Genomic DNA, 10839 nt, shown 5'->3' with positions numbered 1-10839 from the left:
CCGGTGAACCGTTTTGCGTCAGGCAAACGTACCGGCGCGCCCGCGAACCTGACTGTCCGGAAGGGAAGTTCACTCCTCCCTCGCTGAACATGGCCGAATTTCTCTGTCCCCTTCAGAGGCGGGGGCGTGGGGGCGCGGGGCGGCCTGGGCGGGGTTCGTGTTGCGGAGCCCGGCGTTGGCGAGGGCGGCAAGCAGTGATCGAACGCGTCCGCCATCGCGATCGCGAGTACCGAGTGCGGCTGCTGCGCCTCCACCTCGTGCCGGCCGGGAACCTCACCGCAACACACCGCATGGGGGCTGCCGCCGTCGGGCCGCGACGGCGGCACCCCCCAGGTTTCAGCCCTTGCGGGGGTAGAAACCGCCCACGGCGTCGCCGTCGGACGTGCAGTCGGTGTCGCGGTAGCGGTCGATGAAGGTGCCGGTGAGGCCGGTGAACGCGTCGTAATTGTGGTCCAGGGGCAGGTCCTTACTCACCCTGAACCGCAGCTGCATGTGGACGGACTCACGGGGCTTCAGCGTCTTCGGACCGGGGACGGTGCCGCCGGCGTTTCCATCGGCCTGGCGCAGCGTCTTCCAGGCGCGCTGCGAGGTGTCCCAGTACTGCAGATCGCCGTACGGGCTCAGGTCGCGCTCGCCCTCGTTGTAGACGTAACTGCCCAGCTTGGCGCTGAGCTCGAACGACTTCAGCTCCTTCGCCGAGGCGTTGGTGAGCGTGGCGGTGTAGGTCGTCCAGTGAGTGCCGAGAGTGATCGAGTCGGGTATGCCGAACGAGCGGCCCACTAAGGCGTTGTTGTGGTGCTGCCCGTTGCTGACATCGGAGCACTTCGGGATTTCCGCGGCAGGGGCCGCCTGGGATGCGGGCGCGGCGGCCACCACCACGGGGAGCAGGGCGGCCGTCGCGGCCGAGACAGACAGGGCGCGGCGCAGTTTCATGAAGATCTCTTTCCTGGTTTTTCGGACCCTTGGAGCCTTTGTTTCCAGTGTCACGGAGTTCTCAGGCCGTGGATCCTTGGGTTATCAGGTACTTGGAGAAATGGTTGGTCTTACGCGGTGACGTCCGTGGCGCCCGGACCGGCCACGCCCTTCCGGCGGCGCACGCCGATGACCGCACCCGCGCCCACCACCATCGCGGCTCCGCCGGCGAGAGCGATCGCCGGGAGCGCGGACGAGGAGCCGGTCGCGGCGAGCTGGGCGCCGCCCTGCGGGCTGAGGCCACCGGTGGAACCGGAACCACCCGTACCGCCGCCGGTCGCGGCGCTCTGGCCGGTCTCGGCCGTGCCACCCGGCTTGCCCGGCTTACCCGGCTTGGCGGTCGGGGGCTGCGTCGGCTTCGCGCCCGCGGGGAGGATGGTGAAGTCGTACCAGGCTTCCTTGGCCGAACCACAGGAACCGTCGCGGTTGCGGTAGTCGCCGGCGGCGAGCGCATACCCGGCGCCGGGCTTGGCGTCCTTGACCACGCGGGTGCGCAGTTGGAGCGTGATGCTGCTGCGCGGACCGACGGCAAAGAAGCCGAACAGGTCCTCGGGCTCCGCGTCATGGAAGGTCTTCCACCGCCCGGTCTTGGCGTCGCGGTACTCCGTCTCCAGCTCCCAGTACGGCCGGTCGACATCTTCGGCGGAGGACACGAGCAGGAAGGGCTGGACCTCCCCCAGGGCCTTGCCGGTGGTGTTAGTAAGCGTCATGGAGAAGGGGGTCCAGGCGCCGCCCGCAGTCAGCCGGCGCGGCAGCCCGTGGACGGCCACCTGTAACTGGTCGGACTCGAAGGCGCAGGGCTGGCCCGCGCCATCGGAATCCGCTGGCCGGTCCGCCGGTGTTGCGGCTTCGGGGGAGGCGGGCGTGCGGGGGCCGGCCTCGGACACCGGCTCCGTTGCGAACGCGGCGGCGGGTGCGGCCAGTACGGCCGCGGGCGCTAACACGGCAGCCGCTGCGGCGGCCGTCAGGGTGCGGCGAATCTTCATCCAGCAGACCTTTCGTATCCCAAGTGCCGCCTGGGCGGCACAGGTTGACGTTCGTCATGGTCAGGCCGTGCTCATGGTGTGCGTGAGTGCGTATGCGGACATGCATACATGCGCACACCTTTGCCTCATATAGGAGCACTCGCACTGCGAAGAGGTTCCATACCCAAGTCACTGAAGCGGCGCATGAGCGGCGGCGACGCGGCATCGCGCACACGATCCCCGAGTTTTGGCGAATCCGGTGTGCCGCCCGCCGGGGCTGCGGCATCGTCGTCTCCGGCACCCCGGCCGGGGCGTGCTCGGGTGAAGGTGAAGCGGCTGGAGGGCTGCCATGGGTGAGCGTGAGTTGTGGACGACGGAGGAGTTCGGCGCGTCGCACGAGGGCGCGGTCGGTGTACTCCTGGCTGACGGCACCGTTCCGGGCCCTGTCTTCTTCCAGATGAATTCCGGTGGAGGTGGGCAGTCGGTCTCGCAGTGGAGTGTCTACGACGGCCACTTCACCCACGCACCGCGGGCTGCCGCGTTGCGCGCGGTGTGTTCCTGCGGCTGGACCGGCACAGAGCACCGGCTGGACTGGGACGAGATCGGCGACCAGGAGCTGGCCGAGGCGGGCGCGTCCGCAGCGGACGCGTGCATGGAGGATTGGGACGAGCACACCGTCACGGTGGAGAATTCGGCTGTTCCTCTGCCGGAGACGGTAGCCGATCTGCTGGCTCAGCTGGCGGGGGAGATCGAGAGGCTGGCGAAGTCCTCACCGCTGGCGGCCGTTCGAGCAGCCCGTCGGCTGGAGGTGACGGCTGTACAGGTCGGGTACTGGCCGGCCCACGATGCCCGGCGGGACGCGACCGCCGAGCAGGCCGCAGCCGCCCTCGGGCTGAACGAGGACGCCGCGCGGAAGCTGATGGCGCGTTTTGGTCGTTGGAGCCCCTACTGCTGAGCTCAGGCATTGATTCCCCTCTCGCGCGCGTTATAGCCTCTAACGAACGCGTGGGCTTATCTCGCTGTGGGCGGCGCGCAGTGTCGCCGCGCGCCCCGCCCGAACAGGCAGCTCTTACGCCCCGACCGCATAAGAGGAGAACTCCATGTCGTCGTCCACCGGAATGCCGAACCCCTGCGGAAGGGGCCGTGGACCAACCGTTGGTGGCAGGCGGCATGCCTAGTCGCCCGAATGCCTCCAACGGTGGGCCTTTCGCACAGCGTTCCAACAGGACCAGATCGTCATGATCGCACCGATGAGCGTGATGATGCCGATGCCTGGCACTATCACGGGGGCCGGAAGACTTGCTGCGTCGAACGGTGGACCCAGCAACGGGGTGGTGAGCATGACTGCGGCGACGGACCCCAGCGACGCGGCTACGGTGAAGGTCCCCAGAAAGACCCACAGCGCGATCCTGACGAACAGCAGGCGGGGGCCGGCTGTGTCCTTCACCGGTTCGAGGGGACGACGGAAGCGTGCGAACTCCGCGACGCTCGAGAGGCAGCCGGCAAAGGTCAGTAGCCCGATCATGGCCAGCACGGACAACGCCAACCACCAACTGCGCTTCTGGTAGGTGACAAGACTGGACGTCCACTGGCTGCCGGGCGGATCAGCTGTCCAGCCCGGCAGCAGATGCCGATGGGCGATTTCTTTGACCACAGCGGGAGCGATGTGACGCTCTTCGGGTGCCACGACCTGCAGGGCACGCAGGCTGTCTGCGGCAGTAACGGGGCCCACGGATACGCGGACGGGGATTCCGCCGTATTCCGAAGCATCGCCGAGCAGTGTCCGGCCGCGGAGCGTTGTGGCGTCCTGCCACTTGACGGGCCTCGAGTGTGGGGTAGGTGGCAGGCCGATCTTCTGCAAAGCGGTGGGAGAAGCGATGATCCGGATGTGCCCGACGCCCCCTCGGGCTTGCTGTGGGTAGATGCCCAGGAGGGAGACGCCGGGCGGGAGGGCCTTTGTGAATCTGGCCAGGCGGTCGTTTGTGTTGTCTTCGATCCGGCCGTCGACCTGTACGACCGATCCACGCAACTGACTCTGAAGCTGTGCCGCGGCCTTGTCGCTCCCGCTGATCTTGTTGTGCCAGGTATAGAGCAGGGCTGATATGCAGAGAGCCAGCACGATGCTTGCGATCGCTCGTGTCACGGGAGCTGGGCGTGCGGCCACCCACCGTCCCGCCAGGAGTGCAGAAGGCCTGCCCCTGCTTTTGCCATATGAGGTCAGACCACGGCCGGCAGCCCGGACGAGGAGAGAGACAAGCGCGGGCAGAGTGACGAGCGCAGTCAGGACACCTGTGCCATACGGCAGGAGGAAAAGCCATTCCTCACCGTTGGTGCCGAGCAGTCCAGGCACCAACATGACAAACACGAAGGCCCATGGGCAGAGTCCGGCAGCGCCCTTCGTCAGGGCACGGTCGCGCACAGGGGGGCGCCTCTTGTCCGCACTCATGATGCGCGGTTTCAGTAGCACGGTGGCCAGCATCACGAGGAGAACGGCCAGTGCCACGCAGCCGAAGAGCGCGAACTCGTAGGGGGCCAGGAAGCGGGCCGTCATTATGTAACCGACCTTTGGCACAGGCCAGTCGGAGGACTGGTAGCACCACAACACGACAGTGGCCAGGCCGCCTCCGGCCGCGATGGCGGGGCTCACTTCCGCGATGTCGCGCAGCAGACGATGCCGACAGCCGGAACCCGAGGAGAACATGGCCGCGCGACGTCGGCGGACAGCGGCTGAACCTGTACGAGCGGCGGTCACGGTGAGTACGAGAGCGGGCGCGAGCGCAGTAGCGGCAGCCAGGACATAGAAGTTGGCGGGGCGCTCGGCAAATAGGGGCTCGCCGAAGACCGGCCCCTCGTCGTCGCCCCACGCGGAGACGGGATACCCGCCGGTCATCGGGGCATCCGGCCGGATGTAGACCAGGGGCTCGCCTGCGCTGGCCAACCCTTCAGGACCGATGACGCCGTCCACGGGGCCAAATCGTGTAGCGATGCCTTCGCCGGCCCCTTGGCTCTTGGCACCGGGAGAGAGAACGGCGTGACCGGGCCTGGGCCATTCCCGCAACCCTGGAGGCGGTGGGGCACTATCGGTGAGCGGATCGACATAGATCACGGAGTACTGCTCCCCACCGACCGTGTCGAATCCGTCCTGCCAAAGGGCAAACGCTTTGCCCTTTTCCTCTGATGGCACCACATGTGGGCTGCGCGCCGCCTGAGCGGCTTCCCGGCCCTGATAGGTGGCCGCAATGACGACGAAGCCGGCCAAGGACAGAGCCACGGCCACAGTTGCCAGGCACAGGGCCACCCAACGCACCCGACCGCTTTCCATTGGCTGCCTTTCCGCGAAATGAGAAGGGTGCTGCCCTCCGGGGGCAAGGGCCCCCGGAGGGCAGTTCGAGGAGGCTCAGGACTTCCAGCTGCTGTAGCGGTCACTTCCCCACGAGTCCTCATGGATCCGTATTTTCTTGATGTAACTGCCGTATTTGGAATGCTTTGAGGTGTGGACGCCGGTCCCTACCCAGACCGACCGCTTTTTGTGCGGATGCTTCTTCCGGTAGTACTCCACTGCCACGTCGCACGCGTCCGCCGACGTATCGGTGACCTCGACCTGGTGGCGCTGGAGGTACGTATGTGCCTTGCCCGCCCCACCGAGACTCACCGAGAGGGCGGAAGCAGGGACTGCCATCGTGAGGCAGCTGAGGGCAGCGATGCCGCCGAGGAGGAGTGGCTTGTAACGCACAGGATTGCCTTTCTGAACGTAGGAGTGGACTGGCGTCTCCGTCTGGTGACGCCACCTGTGGGACGAGGCGCCGGCGGCCCCACGGTTCTGCTGTGGCCGATGTCCCGCCCTCGTACCGACGCTTCGCCCTCTCCCCCGACTGAGGGCGAAGTGTCGGTACGGGATTGAGTTCAGCTGCCTCAGAGTTGTTTGGCAGGCCTGTGAGCTGCATTAATCAATCGGCTGGGACCAACCGCCCGAGCAAGGCGGGCGTTGCTGCCCCTGTGGGGGGTCCCTAGGGTGGCGGTGATCTGAGGGGGAGGGACTCGTGGGGCGTCCGGAGAATCCGATCGATCCGCAGGACGGACCGGTCCAGCGGCTGGCGTATGAGTTACGCAAGCTCCGGGACGAAGCCGGTGCACCCGCCTACCGGGCCATGGCGCGGCGCGCGGGCTACTCCCCGACGACGCTGTCACAGGCCGCCGCCGGCGAACGCCTGCCGACCCTGCCGGCGTTCCTGGCCTATGTGTCGGCCTGCGGCGGAGACGCCGAGGAGTGGCAGCTCCGCTGGGAGCAGGTCGACCAGGAGCTCACCTGCCAACCACGCCCGCAGGACGACGACACCGAGCCCCCGTACAGAGGGCTGGCCCGATTCGAGCCAGGTGACGCTGGTCTGTTCTTCGGCCGCGAGGAGCTCACCGCTGAGATCGAGGAGACGGCCCGGCGGCACAGTGTCAGTGCTCTGGTAGGAGCCTCGGGCAGCGGCAAGTCCTCCCTGCTGCGGGCCGGACTCGTTCCCCGCCTCCGACGGACCGCCGACGCACAGGGCGAGCCACCGGCGGCGGTACGCATCCTCACCCCCGGCGCGCACCCACTGACCCACCGCCCCCGCCTGCAACCAGCCCCGGGGCCGGGCGACACCTGGGCCCTGGTCGACCAGTTCGAAGAACTCTTCACCCTCTGCCCCGACGCCCGCGAAAGGGACGAATTCCTCCAACTGCTGCTCGCCGCCCGCAACGAAGACTCCCGGCTGCGGGTCATCGTGGCCGTGCGCGCCGACTTCTTCGGCCGCTGCGCCGAGCACAGCGCCCTGGCCGCCGCACTGAAGGACGCCACCTTGCTGGTCGGCCCCATGGACCGGGACCAGTACCGGGAAGCGGTCGTACGCCCGGCCACGGCCTGCGGGCTGACCGTCGAAAAGGGCCTGACCTCCCGCATCATCAACGAAGTCCAGGACGAGCCCGGCGCCCTGCCCCTGATGTCCCACGCCCTGTTGGAAACGTGGCGCCGCCGTAGAGGAAAGACACTCACCACCCACGCTTATGAAGCGGCAGGCGGCCTGCACGGAGCCATCGCCCGCACCGCCGAAGACACCTACCGTGGGCTCACCCCCGCACAAGCCGTCCTCGCCCGCCGGATCCTGCTGCGCCTGATCGCCCCCGGCAACGGCACCGAAGACACCCACCGCCCCACCCCGTACGCCGAATTCGCCACCACCGGGACGAGCGGAGACGACGGCGCCGACACCGACGAAGTCCTCGACCGGCTGGCCCGTGCCCGGCTGCTCACCCTGGACGACGGACACGTCTTTCTCGCCCACGAGTCAGTGATCACCGCCTGGCCCCGGCTGCGGCGCTGGCTGGACGACGACCGGGACGCGCTACGGATCCACCGCCGGCTCACGGCCGCCGCCCAGACCTGGGACGAACTGGACCGGGACAGCGGCGCGCTGTACCGGGGTACACAGCTGGCCGCGGCCCAGGCGTGGTCCCGTGAACACGGCGATGCGCTCAACGCGTTGGAGCACGACTTCCTGCGCAGCGGCACCCGTGGTGAACAGCGGCGCGGCCGGCGGGCCCGGTGGGTGACCGCGACGCTGGCCGGGCTCCTGGTGTGTGCGCTGGTCGCGGCGGGGATTGCCTTCAAGCAGCGATCGGGTGCGGAGGAGCAACGCCGGGTGGCGGTCTCCCGCCAGTACGCCGCCCAATCGGGGGAGTTGCGCGACCAGCAGCCGGAGGCAGCGGCGCTCACCGCGCTGAAGGGCTATCAGCAGGCACACACCGTCGCTGCCAGAGGCAGCCTGCTCAGCGCTCATGCCACCTTCAGAGCCAACCAGTTCACCGGGCACACCGGTTTCGTGGACGCGGTGGCCTACTCGCCCGACGGCCGGACGATCGCCACTGCGAGCGAGGACCGGACGGTCAAATTGTGGGATGCGCGCTCCCACCAGCTGCGCGGCACACTCATCGGCCACACCGACGCGGTGACCGCGCTCGCCTTCAGCCGAGACGGCCGAACCCTGGCCAGCGGCAGTGACGACCGAACCGTGCGGCTGTGGAATCTGCGCAGCCAGAGCAGCACCGCCGTTCTCCCGGGCCCCACGAACCGGGTGAGGTCGGTGGAGTTCTCCGCGGACGGCCACACCGTGGCCGCGGCCGCCGGCGCGGCCGTCCGCCTGTGGGACGTGCAGTCCGGGCGCGCGGTGGCCGACCTCACCGGCCACTCCGCCTATGTCACCGTGGTGGCCTTCTCGCCCGACGGCCGCACGTTGGCCAGCGCCAGTGGTGACAACACGGTCCGCCTGTGGGACGTGGCCGAGCGGCGGACCACGGCCGTCCTCAGCGGTCACACCGAACCCGTCCTCTCCCTTGCCTTCACCCCTGACGGTCGCACTCTCGCCAGCGGCAGTGACGACTGCACCGTACGGCTCTGGGACGTCGGCACTCGCCGCACTTCCGCCACCCTCACCGGCGGCACCGTCGACGGAACCTCGGCGCTGGCGTTCTCCCCGGACGGCCGCACCCTGGCCGCCGGCAGCGATGACCACGTACGGCTCTGGGATGTGAAGGCCCGCCGCCGTACTGCCGTCGTCAGCGCGCACATCCAAGGGACGAGCGCGCTCAGCTTCTCCCCGGACAGCCGCACCCTGGCGGCCCCCGACAGCGCGGACAAGGGAGCAGTGCGGCTGTGGGACACCCGCTCCCACCACACAACCGCCACCCTCGGCGGTCGCCATGACGCGGTCAGATCTGTGGCGTTCTCCCCGGACGGCCGGCTGATCGCCACCGCCGGCCGCACCCTTCGCCTCTGGTCCGCCAAGAACCCACGACCGCTGCGCACCCTCGCCACCTCCGCCGAGCTCACCTGGGGCCTGGTGTTCTCCCCGGACGGGCAGTCGCTCGCCGCCGTGCAGACCAACGGCACCGTGCGGCTTTGGGACGTGGCCACCGGCCGAGCGGTGGCCACGTTCCAGGGGCGCACCAACACCTCCCAGACCGTGACCTTCTCGCCGGACGGGAAGACGCTCGCCGCTTTGTCCGACGACCGCACGGTGCGACTGTGGGACATGGCGACCCATCGGACCAAGGCCGTCCTCAGGGGGAGGACCGGGGGGCTTTCTGCCCTTGCCTACGCACCCGACGGCCGGACGCTGGCCGCCACGTACAACGGCAGCGACTACGGAACCCGCAGCACGGTGCGACTGTGGGACGTTGCCCGGCAGCATCCCGTGGCCACCTTCTCCGGCCGTGCTCCTGCCCTTTTCACGGCCGCGTTCTCACCGGACGGCAAGACGCTCGCCACCGCGGGAGCGGGCCTCGTGGTGCGCCTGTGGGACGTGGGCTCCCGGCAACCGGTCGGCACCCTGAAAGGCCACTCCAACAACATTGCCTCGGTCGCCTTCAGCCCAGACGGGCGGAAGCTGGCCAGCGCCGGTTTCGACAACACCGTCCGTCTGTGGGACGTGGCAGCGCAGCGGACCACGGCCGTCCTCAGCGGTCACAAAGACTGGGTGTGGTCTGTGGGGTTCAGCCCGGACGGAAGCAGCCTCGTGTCCAGGAGCACGGACGGTTCGGCGCGGCTGTGGGGCATCGACGCGGACCGGGCCGCAGCAGACATCTGCGCCCGCAGCCGCAGCAACCACTGGAGGGACCTGAGACCGGAGCTACAAGAGGGCTCCATCTGCGGCTAGCCAGGCGGGCAGGGGCAGGGGCAGCGGGGGAGGGCAGCCGGGTTGAGCCGTACGGCTCAACCCGGCCGTATCAGGCAGTGTCCAACCTGGCCTGAAGTCTCATTGCAATCCGTGTCCGCGAGATTTCATCGTGGGTAGGAATCATGCACAAGACGTTCACGGGGGAACGCATGCGACGACTGAGGACCACCCTTGCCCTGACGGCCGCGTTGGCTGCGACGATCATGGTGTCGGCCGGCCCGGCGCACGCCGGTCCGGAGCTGCGGGGCACCTGGTACATGGGCTGCGTAGACGACGCGAAGACTCTGAAGGTGTCAGTCCAGCTGAAGGGCAGCGGCAAGCCGTACGACAGGCACAAGCTCCGCATCTCCCTGCTCGACCTGGCCGCAGACGGGCGGAATCCATCCGTCCAGATCCAGACGTTCAACCGGGACGGGAGCCTCACCAACTACCGCCGACGGCAGATGCACGGAGGCAAGGGCACGCTCAAGCGCTGGTACACCTCTGTCCAGCAGCCCAAGAAGGGCATCAGCCACCTGTGGGTCTACGCCACGAGCCGGAACTCCGAGAGTCACAGCTGCACCGACTCCCTGCCTGAGTAACGACGTAGTGAGTGATGGGAGCTTGGTCAATCGGCGAGGCGAAGGTCGGTGATGAGGCGGAAGCGTTCCAGAACCACCGGCGTCGTGTCGTCCACGGCGAACTCGGGGTCTTCCAACGCCGCACGCATTTCCTCGCTGTGCCAGAACCGCTCGTGGGCCGCCCGCCATTCGGCCACGCTGGTGTGGCCCTCCCCCTCGTCCACGACGTGGGAGAGGTCCACCTGCACCAGCGGGACGACCCGCACGCCGGTCACCTCGATGACCGCGACCGGACGGTCGTCCGAGTCGATGACCACCGAACGGCTCCCGACTTCCGGCAGGGACTCCCCTTCGTGCTCGTAGTCGAGGACGAGCCCTGTCGTGGCGGTCTTGGAACCGTCGAGGATCGCTGCGACGAGCTGGTCGCGCAGTGGGCCGGGGAAGGCGAACTCAGCCCGGGGCATCGAGGCGAGGTTTGCGGGTGGTGAGGCGGATTCAGTCGTCATGCGCTCACAGTAACGACCCATTCCGCGCAAGCCGACAGGAATGGGACCTGACGCGACAGGGGCCGCGTGGGTTGCGTGTTGGTGTGACGCAAGCCCTGGCCCCGCGTGGCCCTGACCCCGTCATCTCTGCACC

At 68.4% G+C, this 10839-nt stretch carries 8 protein-coding genes; 3 read left to right on the top strand and 5 right to left on the bottom strand.

Annotated features, from left to right (window positions below; genetic code table 11):
* Positions 1 to 336: 336 nt before the first annotated feature.
* Together SLV14N_RS00570 and SLV14N_RS00565 are read right to left on the bottom strand one after the other, a co-directional pair.
* Complete coding sequence (locus SLV14N_RS00570) at positions 337 to 933, bottom strand: hypothetical protein (RefSeq protein ID WP_263267454.1); 597 nt, start codon at positions 931 to 933, stop codon at positions 337 to 339.
* A gap of 110 nt (positions 934 to 1043) precedes the next feature.
* Positions 1044 to 1958, bottom strand: a complete 915-nt coding sequence (locus SLV14N_RS00565) for an LPXTG cell wall anchor domain-containing protein (RefSeq protein ID WP_263267452.1) — start codon at positions 1956 to 1958, stop codon at positions 1044 to 1046.
* Between the two features lie 328 nt (positions 1959 to 2286).
* Here SLV14N_RS00565 and SLV14N_RS00560 point away from each other — a divergent pair, with 328 nt between their 5' ends.
* Positions 2287 to 2892: a hypothetical protein gene (locus SLV14N_RS00560; protein WP_263267450.1), complete on the top strand. Its 606-nt coding sequence runs from the start codon at positions 2287 to 2289 to the stop codon at positions 2890 to 2892.
* Between the two features lie 219 nt (positions 2893 to 3111).
* Here the strand turns inward: SLV14N_RS00560 and SLV14N_RS00555 are convergent, their stop codons facing one another.
* Together SLV14N_RS00555 and SLV14N_RS00550 are read right to left on the bottom strand one after the other, a co-directional pair.
* A complete protein-coding gene (locus SLV14N_RS00555) occupies positions 3112 to 5196 on the bottom strand; it encodes a hypothetical protein (protein WP_265872749.1) in 2085 nt (694 codons plus the stop codon).
* Positions 5197 to 5334: 138 nt separating this feature from the next.
* Complete coding sequence (locus SLV14N_RS00550; RefSeq protein WP_265872748.1) at positions 5335 to 5616, bottom strand: hypothetical protein; 282 nt, start codon at positions 5614 to 5616, stop codon at positions 5335 to 5337.
* A gap of 361 nt (positions 5617 to 5977) precedes the next feature.
* On the opposite strand from SLV14N_RS00550, the gene SLV14N_RS00545 reads away from it, so the two are divergent.
* Complete coding sequence (locus SLV14N_RS00545; protein ID WP_263267447.1) at positions 5978 to 9619, top strand: hypothetical protein; 3642 nt, start codon at positions 5978 to 5980, stop codon at positions 9617 to 9619.
* Positions 9620 to 9789: 170 nt separating this feature from the next.
* Positions 9790 to 10221: a hypothetical protein gene (locus SLV14N_RS00540; RefSeq protein ID WP_208687542.1), complete on the top strand. Its 432-nt coding sequence runs from the start codon at positions 9790 to 9792 to the stop codon at positions 10219 to 10221.
* A 26-nt stretch (positions 10222 to 10247) separates the two neighbouring features.
* Here SLV14N_RS00540 and SLV14N_RS00535 read toward each other — a convergent pair whose 3' ends face one another.
* The gene (locus tag SLV14N_RS00535; protein ID WP_208687543.1) at positions 10248 to 10706 is read right to left on the bottom strand and encodes an ASCH domain-containing protein; all 459 of its coding nucleotides are present in this window, start codon (positions 10704 to 10706) and stop codon (positions 10248 to 10250) included.
* Between the last annotated feature and the right edge of the window lie 133 nt (positions 10707 to 10839).

It is taken from the genome of Streptomyces sp. Je 1-4 4N24, assembly GCF_026239515.1.
Taxonomy (GTDB): Bacteria; Actinomycetota; Actinomycetes; order Streptomycetales; family Streptomycetaceae; genus Streptomyces; species Streptomyces nigrescens.
The sequence above is the reverse complement of the archived record's forward strand: the minus strand, read 5'-3'. Positions and strand labels throughout refer to the sequence as shown.

Coding starts and splice junctions, on each gene's coding strand:
- SLV14N_RS00570 (WP_263267454.1), bottom strand. CDS start 933: ATGAAACTGCGCCGCGCCCTGTCTGTCTCGGCCGCGACGGCCGCCCTG.
- SLV14N_RS00540 (WP_208687542.1), top strand. CDS start 9,790: ATGCGACGACTGAGGACCACCCTTGCCCTGACGGCCGCGTTGGCTGCG.
- SLV14N_RS00560 (WP_263267450.1), top strand. CDS start 2,287: ATGGGTGAGCGTGAGTTGTGGACGACGGAGGAGTTCGGCGCGTCGCAC.
- SLV14N_RS00535 (WP_208687543.1), bottom strand. CDS start 10,706: ATGACGACTGAATCCGCCTCACCACCCGCAAACCTCGCCTCGATGCCC.
- SLV14N_RS00565 (WP_263267452.1), bottom strand. CDS start 1,958: ATGAAGATTCGCCGCACCCTGACGGCCGCCGCAGCGGCTGCCGTGTTA.
- SLV14N_RS00550 (WP_265872748.1), bottom strand. CDS start 5,616: ATGGCAGTCCCTGCTTCCGCCCTCTCGGTGAGTCTCGGTGGGGCGGGC.